Source organism: Beijerinckiaceae bacterium (genome assembly GCA_004564215.1).
In the GTDB taxonomy this organism is placed as follows: domain Bacteria; phylum Pseudomonadota; class Alphaproteobacteria; order Rhizobiales; family Beijerinckiaceae; genus Methylocapsa.
On sequence record CP024846.1, the window covers coordinates 2,894,530 to 2,916,376 of the forward strand.

The following is a 21,847-nucleotide window of genomic DNA, read 5'->3' on the forward strand; positions in this document are numbered from 1 at the left end:
TGCCCAGCGGCTGGTAGCCCCTATTTGTCTTCATCCGCCCCGAGAGACGGCAGTTTGCCGCCCGCGCTTTGACAGAAGGCTGCCAACTGGTGCGCCAGCATCCCACCTAGTTGGCGCGATGTTGTATCGAGGTGGCAAGTTCCGCGCCGGCTGGGTCAGCCGGTAAAGCTCGACCAGCTCACGCCACGTGTAGCTCTAGGTGAAGCGTCCGCACATGGGGACTTTTATTAGCGGATAACCCGGCCATTCCAATTGTACTGTTGGAAATTAGTCGAGACTGAGACCTGGGCGGCTTAATAGGGAGCCAAAGTGTCGAACCTGTAGCTGAAGCCGACCTGCACTTGGTTCTGCGTCAAATGATGGCGTACGGAAAGGAGGCCGCCCATGGGCGCAAACAAAGCCGCGAACGGATAGTCCGTGGTGCTGCCGAAGTCGGAATAGCGGTATTCGGCCCTGACCGACCAATTGTTGGTGACCGCATATTCGAGACCGCCGCCGACCGTCCATCCGGCGCGTGTTTTCGAAATGCTCTCGTTGAGGAACAGGGGGCCGGCAAGGCCGAACGAATAGGTGTTCTTGATGCCGGTGAAAGCGGCGCCGCCGGTTGCGTACAACAGGACCCGATCGAACGCGACGCCGGCGCGGGCGCGGATCGAACCTTGAACCTGCTCGCGGTTTGTCGAGGTGATGCCGAAGGGAATGAAAACTGTCTTGCTCACGCTCGTTCCGTCGACCGTGCCTTCAAGACCAATCACCCATTGGTTGATCTGCAGATTATATCCGACATGGGCGCCGCCGATCACCCCTTGCGGTTTTGTGCCGAATGGGGCGGAGAGGAATAGCGCGGAGGTGCCTGGGGTACCCGGCGTCGCGGGGACTGCCGGGGTTAGGATACATTGCGGGCTCCCAGGAGGGAAATCGCAGTTTGGAACCAGTACGGCGGGCGTCCCAGGCGTCCCGGGTGTTCCAGGCGTCCCAGGAACGAACGAAGTCGCATTAGCGGCATCGTTTGCCCAGGCGTATCCGATTTGACCACCGAGATAGAGGCCGGTCCAGCTGAACAACGGAACGGGCTGCGGTGGAGCCGCTAGCGCCGCCGATCCAGTGAGGGCAACGGCACCAGCCGCCGCCATGAGGACTTTACGGAACATGAGCCTCTCCTTAAGGGAGCGTGAATTCTGACAAAGCTACGCCCTTTCTGAAGGCCAGCAATCTTTTTCCGTCTTTGAACACTTGCTTTTTGAACAACTGTGGCGGCGGTGCAACTGACGGGAATAACGAAGACCGGGGCCGGATCGACCAAGCAAATTGCGAACGAGCCGAGGAACAGAGTGGCCGTCAGCAAAACTTAAAATAAGATCGGCGCCATCCGCTTCACTTGCCCCTCTTTTGTTCGAAGCCTTCAGCAATCTGATGCCAGGTCCAAGGCATTTTGGGATGAATTCGATATCTGCTGATTCGAGAGGGAAGCGGATTACATCGATTGTGCGCCCCCTCAAGGCCTCTCCCTTTTTTCGGTCGCCTCTCGATGTAACGCCGGATATTGGGAGGACTCTGCAGCCTATCAGTGGTACGCGGGGATTTGAAGGTCGCGCCGGCCTCGGTCGATGCGGCAAGCAGAACTCAGATGATCAAGCCCTCCGGCTGGCGTAACTCAGGCCTTCTGCATGATGATGACCCGCGTTCAAGCCAAGGTTCGCGCGCGCGACCCCGTTCTCATCACCGGCTGCTCGACCGGTGTCGGCCGCGCCGCGGCGATCATGTTCCAGGCTGCCGGCTTTGTGACCTTCGCCACCGCGCGAAATCCTGCCACGCTTGAAGAGCTGCGCGCCGCCGGCTGCCGGACTCTTGCTCTCGACGTGACGGATGAAGTCTCCCGGCAGGCCGCGGTCGAAACAATCGAGAAGCAATTCGGCTCGGTCGGTATTCTCGTGAACAATGCGGGCTATGGCCAATACGGCCCCCTCGAGGAAATATCGCTCGAGGCGATGCGGCGACAGTTCGAGACCAATGTTTTCGGCGCGATGCGTTTGTCTCAGCTGGTATTGCCGGGTATGCGTCGCGCGGGAAGGGGTCGCATTATCACCGTGAGTTCCGTCGCGGGTCGCGTCAGCATCATCGGCGGCGGGGCCTATCACGCAAGCAAATTCGCCCTCGAGGCTCTTGCCGATGCGCTGCGCCCCGAAGTCGAACCCTTCGGCATCGACGTGGTGAACGTGCTGCCGGGGCCGATTGCGACACATTTCGAGGCAACGCTCCTAAGGACTATCCCGAATAGGGACGAGGGCAGCCCCTATAGGCCGTTCAAGAAAAATCTTGCGCGGCGGATGCACAGATTTCTCACACCGGGCGGCTTCGGCGTCATGACGGCCGAGCATGTCGCGAGGGTTGTTTTCAAGGCGAGTACGGTGTCGCGTCCGCGCCCACGCTACAGCGTCGGTTTCATCGCAAAACTTGGCCCGTTCGGTCGCGCGCTGGTGCCCGATCGCTTGGTGGACAGGGTGACCCGTTTTGTGATGTCGGGGAAACTTGGCTGACTTCTCGGTTCAATCAAGGCGGAGTTTTAAGTCTCCGCCCTGTCCTACTTTTGCTGCAACCGCTCCGCGGTTAGGCCATCCGGGCGGCTTCCTCCGGGGTCGGGAGCCGACCTTTGGGCGTGAGCTGATCGATCAGCTCGGGCAGATGCTGAGCCAGGGAGGCCAGCAATTCCTCCTTGCCGAGGCCCGTCCGCTGGCTCAATGCGGCAAGCGCCTCGCTGCCCAGCACTTTTTCCAAGTCAGCCGGCGTAATATTCTGGTTCGGGCCGGTGCCGATCCAAGATTGCGCCAGGCGTCCCAGTCCGCCCTTTTGAAAATCATTGACAAGATTGCCGAGCCCGCCGCTCAGAACGCCGCCGGCTGCCGGGCCAAGGACCCCGCCAAATCTTTCCCGTATCATGTCGGCAAGGTTGCCACTGGGCGCCGGAGGCGGCGGCGCCGATCTGCCGCCGCTGCCCAATAGCCCGCCCAGGATGTCGCTGAGCCCACCAGCGGAATTGGGGACAACGGGGGGAGGGGCAGCCTGAGCGCCGCTCCCCTTCATCGCCTTATAGGCGAGAAGACCAAGGAGGGCTATCATGATGGGCGACATCCCGCCGCCGCTGCTGCTCGTGGTGGGCTGACGCCGTCCGCGAGGGCCGTTCATCATGCCGATAAAGATATCGCGCAGTCCCATGAGTATCTCCTGATTCCCCGCCTTCGGGATATGACCGACGCATATGTGCTGCTGAGGTAAATTGGCGTTTCCTAGAGCCACCGTCGCGGTGGTGCGCCCGTATTGCCTGGGTCAGAAATAACGCGGTGAGTCGAAAGCCGGTTCCAAATAAACAACACGAGCAGGGCCCCAATGGTCGCGCCGACGAGACCCGCGCCCTGATCGAGGCGGTACCAACCGATGGTCTGACCAATGAAGGTAGCCACGAACGCTCCCGCAATTCCAAGAAGCGTCGTCAGGATAAAGCCCTGCACGGTATTCGGACCGGGCGAAATAATACGGGCAATAATACCGGCGATGAAGCCGATCGCGATGATCCAGATGATGTTCGACACCATAATCTCCTTGGGTTAGCGCCTCGGTCATAGTTAGGGCGCAAGTTTCGGAATGCGAGCCTGCTACCGTCAAGAAATTGCCGAGCGGGTGGATTGGTTTCCAAGAAAAAGCCAGCAGCAAAATGTAGATTTCGCGAAGTCACGCCGCTGCTTTTCATGTTTGATTCAACAGCATGAACGGCGTGGCAATGACCAGGACAGGAAGGGCTCGAAGGCAGAGCCGGACCAGCTTAGCGCCGAAATTTTGATCCTAGCCGCATCCGCTTCGATGACGGAGAATCCCTCTGGGGTTCCCCGCGTGCGCAGCGAAAGAGTTCCGCCGCCAACGGCATAGGTCATGCCACCGGGGTAGGGGAGAAGAACGGCAAATGGATTGTGGACGTGGCCGGTGAGGATCAGGTCGATCCCGGCATCGGCAAGCAATAGCGCAGCGGCCTCGCCGCGATGCACGCCGCCGGAAACAGCGACGTACTCGGTTTCGATCAGCGGATGGTGGCAGACCAAGACTTTCAGCGCGGCCTTTGTCCGCTTCATTTCGCTGGCGGCTTGACGGATTGCGGCCAAGTTCACCGCGCCCTTCGACCAATTGAGTCTCGGTTGCGCGCCGCGCGCTGTATTCACCGCCCGCACAACGAGGTCAGGCAAGTCGATCTTAGTTTCACTCAACGGGGCGACATAGCGGCGATAGCGGTCGAAGGGGGCCATCGTCCTCAGCATGAGATTCCAATAGGGCGTATCATGATTGCCAGGGGTCACCAGAAGGGGCCTTGGCAACCGACACAACCAATTGCGCGCCGCCTTGAATTCGCGCGACCTTCCACGAAGGGTAAGATCCCCTGTCAGAATCACGGCGTCGGGCGAAAGAGCGCGTGTCGCGGAAATCGCAGCCTCCGTGGCGATAGGATTTTCCGCTCCGAAATGAATATCGCTGAGATGGACGAGACGCACGCTCAACGGGTTGAAGCGCTTTCAGGGCCGCTTGCCGAGGTGCTAGGCCCGTGGTTTGGGTTCGTTTCGCCCGCCGGAACCAAAGCACGGAAAGCGGTCGGCTTGAATTCAATTTCCACCCTGCGCCCGAGCACGTGCATCTCGCCATCAAGGATACAGGGGACAGGCCGCCGCGCCCAGGCATGAGCACGCAGGCACCGATCGGCGAGCACGGCCGGATCGCTGCGCCATTCGCCGCGCAGCATATTCACCCCGAGACGGAATGCATCGGCGGCGCCTCGCGGATCAAGCGCTGCGGCCTCGAAAGCCGTCTCATCCTCGCACGCACGGGAAACCATCGGACACATGACCGCCAGAGCCTCAGCCTTGAGTTCTGGCCCATCATCCAAGGAAAAATGGAGTTTGCGGGAAAACGCATGTGACAGTGCGTGGCGTGCCTTATCCCATGCAGCCTTCAGCTCCATGTTGCGGACGGCCTCCCGAGCCGGCGCCCAGAGTGCCGGCGCTCCGAGAATAGCTGCAACGTAAAAGGCTTGTCCGTCGACAACGCCGCCCGCCACGGGCCTGATCCTGCCGTCGCTCAAGGAGGCCTTCAAGGCTTCGCGCCAGGAAAGTCCGTTGTAAAGCGCATTTGGCAGCACATTCATGGTCCCCCCTGGCAAGGACGCGACCAAGGGGCCGTGAGCGCCGCATAATTGCGCTGCCAGACGAGCCGTACCGTCCCCCGCCAAGACCACGACGAGGTCGGGATCGGCTGACACGGCGTGGCGCACCGCCGTTTCGATCTTTTTCGGTTCCACGCTCGCGACATGAACCGCGATGCCAAACTCTGCGACAAGAGCCTCGAGCTCCTCCGCCGCGCCGGATTCGACGCGGCCCCCAGCGACGTTCACAATGGCTTCCACACGTTGAATCCGGACGCCAGCGGTCGGCGGAGCAGTCGTGGTCTCGGAGAATATTTGCTGATTCATGCAAAGGAGAATGCCGGGCAAGGGTCTCGGTTCCCTTGAAAAGCGGCAAGGGGGCTAAAGGCTTATGCGCCGGCCTCGTTTTCTTTCGATTCCGCGGCTCGCCGCATGAACACCCAAAACAACAGTGCCCACGCCGCACCGGCGCACCAGCCACCTACCACGTCCGAGGGCCAATGCACGCCGAGGTAAATTCGCGTAACTCCAATCAGGACGGTCATGCCCACGGCGAGGGATACCAGATAAATTCGCGCACGCTTGGTCTCTTGTGTGCTGGCCAGCATCATCCCGACAGTCAAATAGGCGGCCGCGGAAACCATTGCATGGCCGCTTGGGAAACTGGAACTCCAGAACTCCGTGAGATGAGCCGCGATGGCCGGGCGCTCGCGAAGCAGGCTCAACTTGATTGTGCTGCTGAGGATAGCGGCGCCGCCGACGGCGCTGATCAAAGTGAACATCCGTCTCCAGCGCTTATGGAGCGCCAGAAATCCGGCCGCGGCAATGGTCAACAGAGTGATAAATGTCGTCCCGCCCAATGCGGAAATGTCGATGGCCGATTGTACCAGCCAGGATGGCCCGATCGGCGTTGACGGATCGTCGGCGCGACGAAATGCGAGCAGGATCGCGTGGTCCGAGGCGGTGGTGTCGCCATCCCGCACTTCCTCTAAAATATGGGCGAACAGAAATGCGCTTGAGACGCAAAAGAAAGCGATGACGGGTTGAAAGCCAAATCGGTCGATCGTCGCCCATAGCGACTTCAGCCTGAAACCGATTGAAGCCTGCGCGCTGTCCACGTGAACCTCCCGACGATGACTGGCGATTCAGCGAGTCATGGCGTGACCGATGCTGACAAAATATCAAGCGATGGCCTTGCAAATATAGGCGGCTCGGGCTTGTTGTCGATGCATCCGGGCGCCAGTGAAATCGCCGCCGCGCGTATCTGGGCGGCGCGACAAACCGAGGGCGATTAAAACTCCTCGCTTTTTTTCCGCTTCAACTTCGCCTTGCCTTTGGGCGGGTGAGAGGCGCGCTCGATATCCGAAGCGGAGAGATCCAGTGCCCGCGCCGCCTCCTTGAGAAGATCGGGGTCCACCGGACGCGGCTCCAGCGACACGTCCTTGCCGAGCCGGTCGGCAATGATGCGACACGCCGCGACCCTGGCGAAGGGCTTATCGTTCGCCGGAACGAGATACCAGGGCGCATAGTCCGTTGAGGTTTCCTCGATCATATCCTCGATCGCCGCCTCATAGTCCGACCAGCGGGTGCGATTGCGGAAATCCTCATAGGAGAGCTTCCAGCGCTTTACCGGATCGAACAGCCGGTCGCGGAAGCGGCGCATTTGTTCGTCTGGCGTGATGTGGAGAAAGATCTTGACGAGGCGAATTCCGGAATCGGTGAGCATCAGTTCGAACTCGTTGATCTCGCGATAGGCGCGCCGCCATTCCTTTTCTGTTGCGATGCCTTCGATGCGCTCGACCAGCACGCGGCCATACCAGGAACGGTCGAACGCAACGATTTGTCCCTTTGTCGGCAAGCGCCGCCAGAAGCGCTGGAGGTAGTGCTGGGCTTGCTCGTGCTGATCGGGCGCGGCGATCGGGTGGACCTTGAAACTGCGGGGATCGAGAGCCCAGCCGAGGCGGCGAACAAGGCCGCCCTTTCCGGCGGTATCCCATCCCTCAAGGACCAGCAGCGCCCGCTCCGATGTTCCTAGATAGGCTTGCTGAATAAGTTGAAGCACCGCCTGCAGCGTCGTGAGACGCCGCTCATAATCGGCAAATTCCATTTTTGGATATTCGGTGATTTTCGCGAGCTTTGGGCGGCGCTTCATAATGAAATCGCGCGAGTTCATTTCTTCTTGAGGCATTGACTTACCCGCCTATATATCCCGAGGGTCGGAGATCGTTTGCAGCTAACTGCGGTGCAGCAAACGTTGACTATCGCGCGGCTCGCCTTTGTATGCCAAGATGGCTATGGCGGAAAAAAGATTCGTAGCTGCTCGGAGGGGTCCCATGCGCTTTGGCTTCGTTGCAATTATGTTGATTCTGTTTTCCGGGCCAGCCTTGGCTGTCGATGGAACAAATTTGCCGGGCCACGACTATGCGAATTTCGACGCGCCCTCGGCATGGGTGTGCCGGACCACTTGCGGCGGCGAGTCCCGTTGCCAGGCCTACACATGGGTCAAGCCGGGAATTCAAGGGCCGAGCGGGCGTTGCTGGCTCAAGCAATCCTTGCCTGCCATCGTAAAGGACGCCTGCTGCGACTCCGGCCCCCGCCGTTTCATCTCGGCGCGCGACCTGCGGGCGGAAGATAAAATCAATCGGCCCGGTTCGGATTTCAAGAATTTCGAGACCAACAGCTGGTCGACATGCCAAAGCGCCTGCGGCGAGGATCAGATCTGCTCGTCTTGGACCTATGTCCGTCCCGGCGTGCAAGGCCCATCGGGCCGCTGCTGGTTGAAAAATGTTGTCGCCCGTCCCGTGCCGGACGCAAATTGCATTTCCGGTGTGAAATACAAGCCGCCTTCTGTACGGATCGACTGATCGTTCGAGCTGCGGGATCAGGCCTGGCGATCGCCGGAAATCTTAATGTCGGGCGATCGAACCTAGAGCGTGCAGACCCGCGGGGAAGTGCAAGTTTCCCGCGCGCGGCGCGACGAGGAAGAAGGTCCGATAGGCGCCGATGCCTTTCAATTGTATCGTTCCGCGTTCCTCGAACGTGAAGCTGGGTTCGGTGAGCAAATGAAAGGCTTCGGTAAGTTGGATACGCCCAGGCAAGCCATGCGATTCCATGCGCGAGGCAATGTTCACCGCGTCGCCCCATACGTCATAAGCGATGCGACTTCTGCCGATCACCCCGGCCGTCGCCGGCCCGCAATGAATGCCTATCCGTAAGGTCAGCCTGCGGTAGCCGAGCGGCGGACATTCGCCGCTCGTCTCAAGCATCGCAAGAGCGAGCTGTGCGATTGCATTGGCACCCTCGGTGCCGTCGCCCCGCAGACCAGAGACCGCCATATAGCTGTCGCCGATCGTCTTGATCCTTTCTGCCCCATAGGTCTCGCACAAATTATCGAATGAGCACACCAGGCTGTCGAGATAATCGACCACGTCTCCGGGCGGCAAATTATGGGCGGCGCCGGTAAAGTCGACAAGGTCGGCGAATAGAACGCTGAGGTTTTCAATACGATCGGCGATCCGCACCTCTCCCGACCTGAGGCGAGCCGCGATCGAAGGAGGCATCACCGTCTCGACGAGAGCCTCCAACCGGATGTGCTGCTGTTCGAGCTCGGATTCTTTTCGCCTCAGTGCCACTAAAGCATAGAAGATCATGACAGCGTTGATCGCGATCACATTGAACATCGCCTGACTGGACAGGATCTGTCGCAGTTTGATATCCGCAGTGAACACAAGCCCCTGTTCGGGCGCCAATAGCATCAAGAGGGCCAGAGCCACGCTTGCCACAACGAAAAACACCAGGAAAAGCCGCCATTGCTCGACGCCGAACATGAACAATATGGCCCCGGCAAGCACCAAATAGATTTGCAGGCCGCTTGACAGCCCCAAAAGTGAAACCAGGACCACCACGCTCAAGATGATCAGGCACACCAGCGTAATCGCCACCGTATTCGAGCCCCACCGGTGCAATCGAGGAACCCAGAGAGACGCCAGCGTCATGAATGCGTAAAACGCGTAAACGACCGCAAGCTCGCGGTAGGCATAGACGAGGGTGACGACCAAATGCGACGCGCAAGCCGCCGCGGTCGCGTAAGCGGCAACATTCGTGAACCGCTGACGCGCTGCGACATGCGGATCCGTGGTCACGATCCCGATGGAAATCAATCGGTCGAGCCAAGTTGGGAAGTTGAACGTGTGTGTCGTATTACGACGAATAAGATCGCTCAAACGAACCATTGCATCATGCCCGGTCGCTTGCATAAGGTCTCCGCGATTTTCCTCGAAAATTGCACGCTTTGCAGCATTGCTCCGCCGGCAGACGGAGCCGCCGCTCAAATTAAATACTACAAAATGTTAAATCTCACTATTCATAAGCGTGGCAGCCGCCCGCAAGACCCGTTTGGGTTAGACCGGGCAAGGCGGGGCGCCTGTCAACCTCACGTCCGGCGCCTCCCAATGAGGCATTCGCGTCCATCCTCGAAGGAACATAAGAGGGCAAGGCTGGAATGCCCTTCCTTCAGCGTGGCGTCGTGATCCGGCGGGGCCGGACGCCGGATCAGCCAAACGCTGATCGCGATCAAAGCAAGGCAGGCGAGGACAACCAGGGTGTTGCGGGCGCTTCGCAACACATCCGGGAAATCATCGATGACCGGTTCCTGCGGTCGCATAAAGTATGTCAACAGGCCGGCCACGCCGATCACTGCGGGCACTGTCTTCAAGAAGCTCATCACATCCATGAAGCAAGATTCCCGAAATGAAGGACGCCTCGCGAGGGCGCAGCGGCGCCTGGAGCATAGTTTCCTTTTTGCAAACCGTCCACACCACTTTGAGCGTGCCAAAGGCGGACGACGAGGCCGTCGCTTGGGAGTTCAATAGTTTAGGCGGGATTACCCATCGCCGCACGGATAATTTGCCGAATATGGCCTTTGACAACGCTCAGGGCTTAGATGCTTCAGTCAAGGCCGCGATCCTGGCGGCCAGATCCGACTGGCGGAAGGGCTTGCCAAGACGGGGCAAGCCGCCTCCGACGTCTTGGGCGAGATCGGCGTAACCGGTAATAAGCAGCACTGGCAGATCCGGCCGGATCGCGCGGGCCTTGCGCGCCAGTTCCGCTCCGGTCATGCCGGGCATCAAATAGTCGGTCACGAGCAGGTCAATTCCGTCCTCTCGGCTCAGGGTTTCAAGCGCTTGATGGCCTGACGCCGACTCATGAACCTTGTGACCCAGCTCCGCCAACATGTCCGTTGTGCCCATCCGTACCAGCTCCTCGTCGTCGACGAGCAGGATGTTCAGGGGGCGGGTGTGCACGATGGGGGCGTCGCTGCCTTTCAACGCACCGCACATGATCTCCCCCGCGACAGGGAGCCAAAGGGTGACGGTTGTCCCTCGGCCCGGCAAGCTGTCGAGGACGAGGGCGCCGTTGGATTGAGCTGCAAGTCCATCGACCATCGACAGGCCGAGGCCGGTTCCCTTGCCGATTCCCTTGGTCGAATAAAACGGTTCGACAGCGCGTTTAAGTGTTTCGCCATCCATACCGCAACCTGTATCGGTGATGCGCAGGCAAATGTAATGACCGGGCGAAAGATTTTTCGGCCCGTTGGCAGTCGCCCATTCGACTTCATCGGCGCCAATTCTCAACTCTCCACCGCCCGACATTGCATCGCGGGCGTTAACGGCAAGATTAAGAATCGCAAGTTCGAGCTGGTTGGGATCGACCTGAACGGCCTTAAGCTTGCTGGCGAGGTCGAGAACGATCTTCACTTGCGGCCCGGTCGAACGCGCGATGAGATCCCCCATTCCATAAATAAGTTCCGCGAGGTCGACGGCGCGGGGTTCAAGGTGCTGCTGACGCGCGAATGTGAGCAGGCGCGAGATCAGAGTCCTTGCCCGTTCGGCCGATTGCTGGGCACGGTCAATAAGCCGCTGACCCCGGTCATCCCCTTGCAGCTTGCCACGGATGATATCGAGATTGCCGACGATCGGAGTCAGGAGATTATTGAAGTCATGAGCGACGCCACCGGTCAAACGACCAATCATCTCCAGCTTCTGCAATTCGTGGAGCTGAGCAAGCGCCATCTCGCGCTCGGCCGTGGCCGCCTGCACCCGATCTTCAAGAGTTGTCGTAAGCTCAAGCAAGGCGCGTTCCGCGGCCCGCTGCTCGGTCACGTCGGTGTGCACACCGACCCACTCTCGGACTACGCCATTGGCATCCAAGGTCGGTATCGCCCGAATTAAAAAATGCCGCCATTCGCCGTCATGCCGGCGCACGCGATGCTCGAAAACAAATGTGTGCCGCCCAGCAACGGCGGCGTTCCAGGCGTGGATCGTCGGCTGCACATCGTCGGGGTGGATGGCTTCTGCCCAGCCAAACCCCTGATAATCTTCATAGGTCTGGCCTGTCAGCGCGGCCCAGCCGGGCTGTTCCCCTTCCATCAGACCCGCAGCATTGTTGGTCCAAAGAATGCCTTGGACCGCGTCGACGGCCGCACGAAACCGGTGTTCGCTATCCGCGAGGGCGACCTCCATCTGCCTGCGCTCGCTGATGTCGATGATCGAGCCCACATGGCCGAGAAATGTGCCGTCCTCGCCAAATCGCGGGGTACCGGCATTGATAACCCAACGATACTCGTCGCTTCCTCGGCGCAAGCGGTACTCGATCTGGAATGTCTTGCGCTGAGCATTGGCTTCGCGGAACATGCGTTCGACGGCGCTCTTGTCGTCTGGATGCGTCGCATCGAGCCAGCCGGACCCCTGGCACATCTCTGGCGTCTGCTGCGTGAATTCATACCAGGATCGCGATAGATAGCTGCAAGAGCCGTCGGGTTCAGTCACCCATACCATCCCAGGTGCATTATCGGCGAAATTGCGAAAGCGTGCTTCGCTCTCGCGCAGGCTCGCTTCGGCCCGGGCTCGGCCGACCGCCGTCCGCAAACGCTCGGCGATCTCTTGGACGATGGCGACTTCACCCTCGGTCCATCCGCGCGTCTGCTCGTTCAAGACGAACAGGACACTTATCATGCGGCCATCGGTCAGCATGGGGGCGCAAATGAAAGCTTTTGCGCCGATGGTGGCGTAGGCAGCTTCAGCACCCTCGGTCAGCCAGTTCGTCGCCGTATCATTGACCCATACAGTGCGACCAGCCCGCAATTCGGCGATGATGCCGTGGCCGTAGTCCTGCAGCGTATACGCGCCCGAGACCCCGGCAAAACCTGGCGCCGCCCAATTGCAACCGACAAGTGCTTGATTGCCCTCGGCGTCGATCTCCGAAAAGCCGACGGAGCTTGCGTGGAGATGGCGCCCAAGTGCTTCGGAGGTTGTTGCGATCATATCCTCGGGGCTGGGCGAGGTACGCAGCCTATCCCCAAGTTCACCGCGGAATGCGAGTCGCTGCTCGGTGCGCACCCGTTCAGTGGTATCGTTCACAATGCAAAGCACGCCGCCAATCGTGCCGGTTTCATCACGAATTGCGGAATAGGAAATATCGAACACTGCGGTTTCCCGGTAGCCATGCCGCTCAATGTTAAAGGGGCGGTCTTTGGCGAACACGGTCTCTCCTTTCATGCGCACACTGCGCAGGAGAGGCTCAAGATCTTCCCATAATTCGGTCCAGTTTTCCTGCGCCGGCCGTCCCAATGCGCGCGGATGCTTGTTGCCGATCGTGGCCGCATAGGCGTCATTGTAAAGGGCGATATAGTCCGAGCCCCAGAAAATGACGACTTGGGCTCGCGCCGGAAGCATCAGAGCGATCGCGTTCTTGAGCGCCATCGGCCATTGCTCGATCGACCCCAGTGGCGACGCCGACCAGTCATGGGTCCGCATGAGCGCACCCAATTCGCCGTCGCCAAAGAAATACGCGGGAGCGTTACTGTCCGCGAAGGCATTTGAAGGATTTGGCAACGGCACTTCTTTCGATCGCTGATCAGGATTTCGGTCAAGCTTGGTTTAATGGGGGAAGCCACCCAGACCGTCGGTCCAACAGCCCTCGCGAAGAACCTTCCCCTTAACAGAAACTTTTCCCCGGCTAGAGGTTGGGAGCTCATCTGTTTTACCGCCTTAGGTGTTAGAGCTCACGACATCTCTGAACCCAAAATGGCTGCCACGAGCGAAGGTTCCGAAAATGATAGGTTTTCCAGATTTAAACGAATGGGGCTTGGCTTAATCGTTAAGCTTGATCAATGTGGTCTTTGAAAATCCGTCGTAACCTCACCGAATCATATTAATGAGGGGTTGGTCGGGGAGGGAGGCAGCATGACTTTGGCGGAAGCGACGGCGGGGGCGAGCGGGCGCCTGAAAACCCTGATCATTGGGGGAGGTATCGCCGGAATGGCGCTGGCCGCCTTGCTGAACCGGTGGGGTGAAAGGCCTGTCATTGTCGAGCGTAGCAAGCCGAGCCAGAGCGCCGGCTATAATTTGGCGATTTATCCCGTTGGCGGCCGGATCATGCACGGGCTCGGTCTGTTTCCGCAGTTCGTTCAGAGCAGTGTCGTCGCGCGGCGCTACCAATTGTGCAATGGGGTCGGCGAGCAGATCCAAGAATGGGACCTTGGCCCGTTGTTCGACATGTATGGCCCTATCGTCGGCCTCAGGCGCTCGGAGCTGATCGCGCTGCTGGCCAGCAAGATCGATCCCGGACAAGTGCTGTATGAAGCGACGGTGTCGTCGATTTCGCACCTCGACGGCGCGGCCTATGTCACCTTCAATGACGGATCCGTGGGACGTTTCGATCTTGTTGTCGGAGCCGACGGGATCCACTCGAGCGTGCGCGAACTGATCCTGCCGCCGGAAAAGATCCATGAGTTCGATACCCAGTGGGGCTGCCTTGTCTCGTGGGTACCCTCGGCGCTGCTCCCGGCGGAGACAATGCGGGAGTATTGGGGCGCAGGATTCTTGATCGGAATGTATGGGGTCAAGGGCGAGATCGGAGTGGTGGTCGCCGGTCCCCGCGCAAAGATCGAACAGGATCGCGCCGGTTTTTTTGCATATATTCGCGAACATCTGAGCGACCGGACGGCGACGACGGTTCTTGATACTGTCGAACGGGACCCCGACCCGTTTTTCTGGAAGCTCATGGACGTGCGGGTCGATGAGTGGACGCAGGACCGGGTCGTGCTTTTAGGAGATGCCGGGGATGCGTTCTTGCCGACTGCGGGGGTCGGGGCGTCCATGGCCATGCTGTCCGCGGCAGCGCTCGCCGATGAACTGTCGCGGACGGACGCCGCGCATCTGCCCGCGGCGCTGCAACTTTTTCAGCGTCGGCAGCAGTCCAAAGTGGTCGCGGCGCAGGAGAATTCACGCCAGCTCGCCCGCCTGATGATGGTGCAGTCCCCCGCCATGGCCTGGGGGCGGGAGATGCTGATGCATTTTTACAGCCCCGAACGGGCGCTCCATGACATCGTCAAAGTGATGGATGGAATCGCGTGAGTGCGCCGTCTCGAATGGCGGCAGTGGGCGCCGACTTTGTTTTCAGTTAAGGATTGGCCTCGTATCATGGCGTTTCCAAAAGGCAGGGGTGATCTCATGGAACTTCAGTTTTGCACGCTCACAAAATGGATGTTGGTGGGCGCGGCATGCGCTTGCCTCGGCGCGGCGATGGATGCGCGGGCGGAGGACGATCTCGACCTGACCTGCAGCGGAAATAGCTACAAAAAGGATGGGCCATTTCCGACGCCCGAAACTTTTTCCCTCAAGATCGCGGGAACGAATTCTGTCACGATCGGGCCGGCGGGCTCGGACAAACAGGACGCGGCCAAGATCCTAGCAAACAACGAAATCCAGCTGAAGTTCAAGACAGGAAAATTCGTGGGCGAATATTTTCGCTTTACCGGCGACTTGTTCCTCATTCATCCCGACAGCCGCCTGACAAGGCTGACATGCAAGCCCTCCTGAATCGAGACGCCTAAAAGGGCTTGGCAGCGCCGCTCGGCAAGGAAACGCCGAAGCCTTGATTGATAGCGGAAAACATCTGGTAAAAACCGGACAAAACCACCATCTCGACGAAGCCTTCGAGACCGAAGCGCGCAATGCTTTGGTCTTGAACAGATTGCGGAACATCTTTCCAGGACAAGGTGGCGGTCAACACCTTGGCGGCGAGATCGTAAGGTGCTGGGAAAGCCCCCTCTTGAAACCCATCTTTTTGGAGCGTGCCGATGACGGATTGCGGGACGCCGGCCGCTTCGGCATGCTTGACATGATCGATCCATTCGAACGCGGCGCCAGTGCTTCGGGCCACGCATAAGACGATGAACTGATAGATGTCGCGGGGCAAATGGCCTTGAAATTTTAAATAGAAGCCGAGCTCCTCCAGCCTCTTGCAAAGCTGCGGATGATTCATCAAAGCGGCATAGGGCCCGCCGAAATCGGCGCCCTCCGCTTTGCGCCGCTCCACCATGCTGTTGTAGAGGGCGAGATCCGATGGCGAAAGTCTTGACGGGTCGAACGGCAATTGGGCCATGAATGCCTCCGTTTATTCATGATAGGAAAAGGCCGCGCTGGCCGCCACCCAATCCTTCACCGGCGTTTTGAAGACCTTGTCAGTTTTCACATCGATGAGGCAGGGGCCGACGCCAGCCAGCGCCCGTTCGAAGGCGCCGGCGAGATCGCCAGGGCGGCGCACGGTTTCTCCGCGGCAGCCCAAAGCTTTGGCAAAAGCCGCCCAGTCGTGGTCCGGCAGTCTGGTCAGCTCGTCAGGGACCGGACCTATTGTGTGGGCCCGCAGCCAGACATTGCCCAGTGCCGCGTTGTTCAGGACTACGAAAACGATCGGCAAGCCATAGCGGGCCGCGGTGGCGACCTCAATGCCGCTCATCCGCATGCATCCATCGCCGGTGATCACGGCGACCCGGCGATGCGGCTGCGCGCATTGAACGCCGGACGCGGCGGCAACCGCCCAGCCCATCGGTCCGAGGTTGGTCGCCGAGATATAGGTGCGGGGTTCGTAGGCGTCCCAATAATGGCCCGCAAACGCCCGATGGGCGCCGGAGTCCACGAGCAGGATCCCATCGCGGGGAAACATCTTTCGTAGATCGCCGATGACGCGGGCCGGATGAATGGGAACAGCATCGCTGGCGCAGTTTTCAATATCTTGAAAGCGCTCCTGTGAACGAATGCCGGACAGCCATGCCGCCCGTTCCGTCGCGGTTGCCTGCAGGGGAGCCCGGAGATCGTCGCTGCGCGCGAGCAGATAGTTCAAATAGGCGCCGCAATCGCCAACCACGCCGCCACCTTGCGTATGCATGCCAATGCTCTCCGGCATCAGATTGACGCAGATCACCCGGTCCGGATTGAGTTCCAGCGACCAATGCATGGTGTCCCGCTCATTCAACCCGGTTCCCAGAACCAGCATCAGGTCGGGCGGTTCATCGAGGATGGCAAGGCGCGCATGATGGGTGCCGGCATAACCAAATACCCCCAGGGAGAGGGGATGATCTTCCGGGAAGACGCCCTTAGCCCTCAAGGTCGTCGCCACTGGGATTTGCCAGAGTTCCGCGAATTGCCGAAGCGGTTGCGATGCGTTCGCATGCTCAACTCCCGCTCCGGCGAGGATCACAATCTTGGCCGGCGGTTTGTCGCCGCTCGAAGCAAGGAAATGTCGGAAGGAGGTCTCGGCGGCGCCAAGCGACAATACCGAGGGGTCGGACAGAACCGAATCGATTTTGCAATAATCGACCGGCAACTCGTCTTCCTGGCAGTCGTTGGGCAAGGAGAGATGCACAGGACCCGTCGGACGGGTCCGAAGCTGCAACATGGCGTGCTTGAAAAGATGCGGCAGATTTTTCGGATTGTCGATCGAAGAGGAGTAACGCACGATCGGCTTCATGAGCGTCACATCGTCTAGCGTTTGCGGGCTGGCATCCTGGAACATGCCGAGCCCCTCGACGAGCGTGCTGACTTCGCCGCTCATCAGAAGAACCGGCGAGCCGTCGGTCTGCGCCGTGGCGATCGCTGTCACGGTGTTGGAGAGGCCTGGCCCCCCAATGCAAAGAGCAGCGCCGAATTTTCCGCTCGCCCGCGCATAGCCATCGGCCATGTAGGCGGCTCCGCCTTCCTGCGCGGCGACGATTGGCGTCACCGCCTTCTGTCTGCCCAGTGCGGGAAGAAACGGGTCGACTAAGCCGCCGGGAACCATGAACAAATGATCGATTCCCTCCGAGGCCAGGGCGTTCAGGATAAAATCCGTTCCGAGCCGCATCGCATACTCCTGCCGATTGTTGCGCGAGATGTCGCGTAGGGGGATGGGTTGGGTGAGAAGGGCATTCTAACGGGCGCGACTGGCGCGGAGGAATTGCATTTGCCTATACCGTCGGGTCGACGATCATCTCCCCCGTCACGTCGTTATAGGCCGTAGGCAATAAGGGTTGCCCCACGTTTTGGCCCCAGCGTCTCCGCTGGCCGAGGAGGTCGCAGACCAGAATGCCGGTATAAAGTCCCGGACCGCTGGAATAGATGCGCCAGCCTCCGTCGAGGCCGATTGTTCCGGCTTTGATTTGCCCATAGTTGGCGCTGGCCGCGTAGCGATCCGTGAACGCGGCGTCGCTGCTGCTGAAATAGGCATTGCGTTGGCGAAGCGTGGCTTGGGATAGCCGGTCCGTCACGGCCAAGGGGCTCGCGAGTTGGAGCGCTTCCCAAAGCGCCTCGGCTTCGCCAAGAACAGCCATGGCTTCCGCGTAACGCAGATGCGCGTGAACATACATGAGACCGATCTCGCGGCCAAAGAACGCGGACGATTCCGCGCGCTGAAAGACGGTCTGTGGACCGCCGTGGTAGGCGACGGGCCGATCGATCAGCCGGGCGCCGTCCGGGAACAGCAGATGATCGCGGATGAGCCGAAGATGGTGCTCCGTCTGCTCCGGCGTGAACAGACCCCCTAGAATGCTCCGGGTCATCGGCAACAGAGAATATTTAAGACCCGTACGCGTGTCGCTCGGATGCAGCAGCAGCTTCGGCATTCCACCGCCCGGTTCGAAGAGGCCGTAGCCGGCAACCGTATCGTCGCGCACGAGAAAATGATTGAAATCGAGACGCATGTCGCTGGCAAGTTCGATCAACGCCTTCGCTTCCCCCGCTCGACCCGCCCGGCGCAGCACTTCGGCATAGCGGTTCAGCTGTTGGAACAGCAACGCAACCGTCCAGCTGCTGACCATCCAATCTTGCATCTTGGGATCGACGGGTTGAAGCGAATCGTTCCAGTCGCCGTGACCATATCGAATGAGATGCGTGCCGGGAATGAAGCGTGCGCGCACGGTAGCCAGCAATTTTTCGACATGGACGGCTACGCTCTCCTTTTGCTCCGTCTGCTCGAATGTATCTTCGCGCCGCCACGCGATTTTTTCCTCGAGAAAGCTTAGGTCATTGGTGGCTTCGATGTAATCGTTGAGAGCCTTGAGCGGCCAGACGATGACGTCGCCGTGGCTGACCTTGTCCTGGATGATCGAATAGGGTTCGAGCATGAACCATTGCGGCCAATCGCCCTGCGATTCATATTGTTGCGCGAAGACAATGCGCAGGATCTGCTTGACCGGCTCGTCGTGGTGCAAGGCCAGAAAGAATTCCACCGGTCCCTGGCAGACGTCGCGGGTTCCCCAGGCGGCGCCGGTATATTGCTCAAGTCCATGCGGCACCGTCAGATGGATCATCGCATTATGCACGAGCCACGGGAAAATCGTGTTGAGGGCAGCACCCTCGTCCCCGCCGCCTGTGATGCGAAGATGACGGGTGACCCGCCCCCAGTAACGACGGGCCGGGGCCAGCAGAGCCTCATCTTCGACGCCTTGCTCAAATTTCTCGGCGAGCCGTAACGCGGCGGCTGCGTCGGTCATCGATCCGGCGACCGCAAAACAGAGTTCTTGCGTCGGCCGCGTGCGAAGCGCGAAATAAGCGCCGCCGCGGGATTTCCCGTCGATGTAGAGAAGCTCGTCCCCGCCGAGCGCTTCGACGGCGCCGGGCGTGCTGGTGACAAGATGATAAACGGCATTGGGATAGTTCTGGCCCCAAAACCAGTTGGGGTCAGGCCGGAAGGAGAAGCGTTTCAAACCAGGCTCAACCTCGATCAAGCTGTCGCTTTCAAGCTCCCGCTCGCCCAGGACCACATGCCCAAAGACCAAAAACCTGCAGGGATCGCCCTCGACCGAGACGCGCCATTGCATCGCCGGGTCGTCGCCCGAAGCAATCGCGCGGACGATGATCGTCCGCTCGCCAAAAAAATAGATCCAGCGGCAGTCGGAAAGACCGATCTCGAAGACCGATGGCACTTCCAGCAACCGCCAACCTTCGCCAAGGTCGATCAGCAGCCGCAAACCGCTGGCGTGGGTAATGTTGTAGGGATCGCGCGAGAGGGAGAAGAGCTTGTGAAACGATGTATTGCCGATCGTCAGCTGGGCGCCGAAGACACCATGCATCCAGCAGGTGGCGCAAAGCGCTGCCTCATCGGGCAGAATCGCTTGGCCGGACCGCAGCAGCGCGCCATGTCGGCGCTTGACGAGCAGCTCCTTGTCCCGGAGGACGACGTGGCGATTGTGCGGCGGATCGGAAAGGAAGAACGAAAGAAGCTCTCCGTTCAACCGTTCGTCATGCAGCCGGTTCGGATAGCGATGCGCAAGGTCTGCCGCACTGATTGGATCAGCGGCCGCAGGCGGCGCTTCCTGGATCAGACTTCGGACCGGGTCGGAGCTTTTGGCCTTCGAGGAAGTGTCTTGCTGCCATGTGACCCCATCGATCCGTGCGAGATCGGCCTCGCTTGATGCTTCGACGTGGTTGAAATCGTAAAGTGCAAAGAACCGCCATGCGGTGCTCGATCCGGGGGCGAGCGCAATTTTCGCAGATTGGATTGTAGGGCAGGCGGTTTCATATTGGAGGCGCTCGCTCGGCAAGTCCGCGCCGGCGGAAAAACTGATTTCGTTGCTGGCCCGAAAGGGCGGACCGAAGCTCTGGATCGCATCGGTGGCATAGCCGCTCGCCCCCTCAAGGCAACCGTGCAGCACCCAGGGATGGCATCCGCCTTGCGCAAGGTTCTGCCGGCTCATGACGACAGGGCCGCAATGCGGGTGGCGGGCGATATAATGGTCGATATATTGCGAGGCGTAGGCTTCGTTGTTCATGACGAAACCTCGGTCGCCGAGGCCAAGGTCCTGGATGAGAATGGCATCCAAGGAGCGGGCTGCGGCGCCGTTGTTGGTGACGTCCAGCCGCCAGAGCCAAGCGGTCTCGTTCGGATGCAGCGACAGCGTTGCGCGATGGCGAAGGCCGGCGGTCTCGCCTTCCCAGACGAAGCAGTCGCTCGCGGCTAAGGAAAGACCTCTGGCGTTCGGCCCGACGATCTCTATGCAAAGCGGCGGCTCGCCGCCGCTGCGCAAATAGAGTCGACCGATTCCCCCATCGATCGGAGAGCCGAGCACTTGATTGATCATCGTCGCCCCACCGCCGGGACGCCGATGTTCGATTGAGAAGAGGCAGCCGTTCGGCAGAACGCCGATCCTCATGCCGGCTTGGTTCTCGATCCAATGCAGGCCGAGATCCTTTTCGCGCGGCGTCTTCCAACTTCGCTGGCCCGAAGGCATCATTCTGCTTTCCGGTTCGGCGGCCCACCGCGCCGAATCGTTCCTACTCCATTGGCCGCGGCAGATCGAGCGCCGATGTTCCCGGCAGGCTCAAAATAAAGTTTTCTCCCATGAGCAGCGCCGGCGTCCAGCAGCCGGGCGGCGGGTCGTTCGACATCAAATATTCAACAATGGCCAGAGAGCTCTGGACCGTGAAGGAATAGCCGTTCAGAGTGACGATTCGCATCTCGCGGCTCTGTCCGCTGGCATCGCGGGCCTCACCCCACACCCAGGTTCGGCTTGCCTCGCGCGTTGCCGCCGCCGGTCCCTTCACGTTTTTCTCGATCATCCCAACGAGCCAATTTTGAACCCATGGCGACCGGAGGATGAATCCAAGGCCGTTGATCAGCCTTGCCACGTTGAGCGATGCCGAAGAGACGGGCGTGTAGACAGTGATGTTCGGAATTCCGGTGGTGTAATAGGCCGAGGCCACATCGCCCCAGGGGATCGGTATCGCCAGCTTTCTGCCGCGTCCAAAATCAATGTGCCGCGAACCCTGGCCGATCGGAAGTTCGACGATCCGGCCGGCGCGGCGAATTTTTCCGCTCTTGCCGAGACCTTCGACGGTTGTCTTGGCGGTGCCGGGGGACATGTGCCGATCGGCAATCTCGAAACCAAGCGCCAAATCGGTCGCTTCGGGCAGTTGCTTCTTGAGCATCAGGGCAATGCAATCGGTCGGGACCACGTCGAAACCCGCGCCGGGGCACAGAACAACGCCCGCCGATTTTGCCTCCGCATCGAGGCGATGGGCCGCTTCGAGAACTTCGATTTCGCCGGTGATGTCGAGGTAGTGGGTCTTGGTCGCAAGGCAGGCTCGGATCAGCGGGTCCGCGGTCTTTGAAAAAGGTCCCGCGCAATTCAACAAGACACCAACATTTTGCAAGGCGGCCGCGATTTCGGGCGGGGACTGGAGGGCAAACGCTTTCGAGGGCAGGTGAAGTTCACCGGCCAAACCGGCGATCTTGGAGGCATTTCGTCCGGCCAGGATCGGAGCCTTGCCGCGCGTTTTGGCCTCGCGCGCGATCAACTCTCCAGTGTAGCCGTTCGCGCCGTAGATCATCCAATCCATGATTGTCGCCTCT

At 59.9% G+C, this 21,847-nt stretch carries 19 protein-coding genes; 5 read left to right on the top strand and 14 right to left on the bottom strand.

The features are described from left to right. Window positions 1-293 precede the first annotated feature (293 nt). Window positions 294-1,151: a porin family protein gene (locus CU048_13830; GenBank protein QBR72173.1), complete on the bottom strand. Its 858-nt coding sequence runs from the start codon at window positions 1,149-1,151 to the stop codon at window positions 294-296. A 522-nt stretch (window positions 1,152-1,673) separates the two neighbouring features. On the opposite strand from CU048_13830, the gene CU048_13835 reads away from it, so the two are divergent. Then, window positions 1,674-2,537 carry a short-chain dehydrogenase/reductase gene (locus CU048_13835; protein QBR72943.1) on the top strand — a complete coding sequence of 288 codons (864 nt, stop codon included), beginning with the start codon at window positions 1,674-1,676 and terminating at the stop codon, window positions 2,535-2,537. A 70-nt stretch (window positions 2,538-2,607) separates the two neighbouring features. Here CU048_13835 and CU048_13840 read toward each other — a convergent pair whose 3' ends face one another. The 6 genes from CU048_13840 to CU048_13865 form a co-directional block, all read right to left on the bottom strand. Continuing rightward, window positions 2,608-3,213, bottom strand: coding sequence for a hypothetical protein (locus CU048_13840; protein ID QBR72174.1), 606 nt, complete (start codon window positions 3,211-3,213; stop codon window positions 2,608-2,610). 71 nt (window positions 3,214-3,284) lie between these two features. Next, window positions 3,285-3,578 (bottom strand): GlsB/YeaQ/YmgE family stress response membrane protein, encoded by a 294-nt coding sequence (locus tag CU048_13845; protein ID QBR72944.1) that lies wholly within the window; start codon window positions 3,576-3,578, stop codon window positions 3,285-3,287. A gap of 174 nt (window positions 3,579-3,752) precedes the next feature. After that, the gene (locus CU048_13850) at window positions 3,753-4,541 is read right to left on the bottom strand and encodes a metallophosphoesterase (protein ID QBR72175.1); all 789 of its coding nucleotides are present in this window, start codon (window positions 4,539-4,541) and stop codon (window positions 3,753-3,755) included. After that, window positions 4,538-5,449, bottom strand: a complete 912-nt coding sequence (locus tag CU048_13855) for a diacylglycerol kinase (GenBank protein ID QBR72945.1) — start codon at window positions 5,447-5,449, stop codon at window positions 4,538-4,540. Before CU048_13855 ends, CU048_13850 begins: the two co-directional genes overlap by 4 nt. 119 nt (window positions 5,450-5,568) lie before the next feature. Then, window positions 5,569-6,276, bottom strand: coding sequence for a PA-phosphatase (locus tag CU048_13860; GenBank protein ID QBR72946.1), 708 nt, complete (start codon window positions 6,274-6,276; stop codon window positions 5,569-5,571). Between the two features lie 194 nt (window positions 6,277-6,470). Beyond that, a complete protein-coding gene (locus CU048_13865) occupies window positions 6,471-7,352 on the bottom strand; it encodes a polyphosphate kinase (GenBank protein ID QBR72947.1) in 882 nt (293 codons plus the stop codon). A gap of 115 nt (window positions 7,353-7,467) precedes the next feature. Between CU048_13865 and CU048_13870 the strand changes: the two genes are divergently transcribed. Continuing rightward, complete coding sequence (locus tag CU048_13870) at window positions 7,468-8,043, top strand: hypothetical protein (protein ID QBR72176.1); 576 nt, start codon at window positions 7,468-7,470, stop codon at window positions 8,041-8,043. A gap of 42 nt (window positions 8,044-8,085) precedes the next feature. Here CU048_13870 and CU048_13875 read toward each other — a convergent pair whose 3' ends face one another. The 3 genes from CU048_13875 to CU048_13885 all read right to left on the bottom strand — a co-directional run bounded on the left by CU048_13875 (window position 8,086) and on the right by CU048_13885 (window position 13,077). Continuing rightward, window positions 8,086-9,510: a hypothetical protein gene (locus CU048_13875; GenBank protein QBR72177.1), complete on the bottom strand. Its 1,425-nt coding sequence runs from the start codon at window positions 9,508-9,510 to the stop codon at window positions 8,086-8,088. A 101-nt stretch (window positions 9,511-9,611) separates the two neighbouring features. After that, window positions 9,612-9,911, bottom strand: a complete 300-nt coding sequence (locus CU048_13880) for a hypothetical protein (GenBank protein ID QBR72178.1) — start codon at window positions 9,909-9,911, stop codon at window positions 9,612-9,614. A gap of 199 nt (window positions 9,912-10,110) precedes the next feature. Continuing rightward, window positions 10,111-13,077 (bottom strand): hypothetical protein, encoded by a 2,967-nt coding sequence (locus tag CU048_13885; protein ID QBR72179.1) that lies wholly within the window; start codon window positions 13,075-13,077, stop codon window positions 10,111-10,113. Window positions 13,078-13,119: 42 nt separating this feature from the next. Here CU048_13885 and CU048_13890 point away from each other — a divergent pair, with 42 nt between their 5' ends. From CU048_13890 to CU048_13900, 3 genes are all read left to right on the top strand, one after another. After that, a complete protein-coding gene (locus CU048_13890) occupies window positions 13,120-13,362 on the top strand; it encodes a hypothetical protein (GenBank protein ID QBR72180.1) in 243 nt (80 codons plus the stop codon). Between the two features lie 60 nt (window positions 13,363-13,422). Then, complete coding sequence (locus CU048_13895) at window positions 13,423-14,595, top strand: FAD-dependent monooxygenase (GenBank protein ID QBR72181.1); 1,173 nt, start codon at window positions 13,423-13,425, stop codon at window positions 14,593-14,595. A gap of 66 nt (window positions 14,596-14,661) precedes the next feature. Next, window positions 14,662-15,060, top strand: coding sequence for a hypothetical protein (locus CU048_13900; protein QBR72182.1), 399 nt, complete (start codon window positions 14,662-14,664; stop codon window positions 15,058-15,060). Window positions 15,061-15,070: 10 nt separating this feature from the next. On the opposite strand, the gene CU048_13905 is transcribed toward CU048_13900, so the two are convergent. The 4 genes from CU048_13905 to CU048_13920 form a co-directional block, all read right to left on the bottom strand. Then, window positions 15,071-15,625 carry a carboxymuconolactone decarboxylase gene (locus tag CU048_13905; GenBank protein ID QBR72183.1) on the bottom strand — a complete coding sequence of 185 codons (555 nt, stop codon included), beginning with the start codon at window positions 15,623-15,625 and terminating at the stop codon, window positions 15,071-15,073. Between the two features lie 12 nt (window positions 15,626-15,637). After that, the gene (locus CU048_13910; protein QBR72184.1) at window positions 15,638-17,362 is read right to left on the bottom strand and encodes a thiamine pyrophosphate-binding protein; all 1,725 of its coding nucleotides are present in this window, start codon (window positions 17,360-17,362) and stop codon (window positions 15,638-15,640) included. 103 nt (window positions 17,363-17,465) lie between these two features. Beyond that, window positions 17,466-20,726: a cellobiose phosphorylase gene (locus tag CU048_13915; GenBank protein QBR72948.1), complete on the bottom strand. Its 3,261-nt coding sequence runs from the start codon at window positions 20,724-20,726 to the stop codon at window positions 17,466-17,468. Window positions 20,727-20,769: 43 nt separating this feature from the next. Further along, the gene (locus CU048_13920; GenBank protein QBR72185.1) at window positions 20,770-21,834 is read right to left on the bottom strand and encodes a hypothetical protein; all 1,065 of its coding nucleotides are present in this window, start codon (window positions 21,832-21,834) and stop codon (window positions 20,770-20,772) included. Window positions 21,835-21,847: the final 13 nt, after the last annotated feature.

Bases quoted from the DNA above. Each gene is read 5' to 3' on its own strand.
- CU048_13900 (QBR72182.1), top strand. From the start codon at position 14,662: ATGGCGTTTCCAAAAGGCAGGGGTGATCTCATGGAACTTCAGTTTTGC.
- CU048_13905 (QBR72183.1), bottom strand. From the start codon at position 15,625: ATGGCCCAATTGCCGTTCGACCCGTCAAGACTTTCGCCATCGGATCTC.
- CU048_13865 (QBR72947.1), bottom strand. From the start codon at position 7,352: ATGAACTCGCGCGATTTCATTATGAAGCGCCGCCCAAAGCTCGCGAAA.
- CU048_13870 (QBR72176.1), top strand. From the start codon at position 7,468: ATGGCTATGGCGGAAAAAAGATTCGTAGCTGCTCGGAGGGGTCCCATG.
- CU048_13830 (QBR72173.1), bottom strand. From the start codon at position 1,151: ATGTTCCGTAAAGTCCTCATGGCGGCGGCTGGTGCCGTTGCCCTCACT.
- CU048_13910 (QBR72184.1), bottom strand. From the start codon at position 17,362: ATGCGGCTCGGAACGGATTTTATCCTGAACGCCCTGGCCTCGGAGGGA.
- CU048_13880 (QBR72178.1), bottom strand. From the start codon at position 9,911: ATGGATGTGATGAGCTTCTTGAAGACAGTGCCCGCAGTGATCGGCGTG.
- CU048_13890 (QBR72180.1), top strand. From the start codon at position 13,120: ATGGGGGAAGCCACCCAGACCGTCGGTCCAACAGCCCTCGCGAAGAAC.
- CU048_13840 (QBR72174.1), bottom strand. From the start codon at position 3,213: ATGGGACTGCGCGATATCTTTATCGGCATGATGAACGGCCCTCGCGGA.
- CU048_13920 (QBR72185.1), bottom strand. From the start codon at position 21,834: ATGGATTGGATGATCTACGGCGCGAACGGCTACACTGGAGAGTTGATC.
- CU048_13895 (QBR72181.1), top strand. From the start codon at position 13,423: ATGACTTTGGCGGAAGCGACGGCGGGGGCGAGCGGGCGCCTGAAAACC.
- CU048_13915 (QBR72948.1), bottom strand. From the start codon at position 20,726: ATGCCTTCGGGCCAGCGAAGTTGGAAGACGCCGCGCGAAAAGGATCTC.
- CU048_13835 (QBR72943.1), top strand. From the start codon at position 1,674: ATGACCCGCGTTCAAGCCAAGGTTCGCGCGCGCGACCCCGTTCTCATC.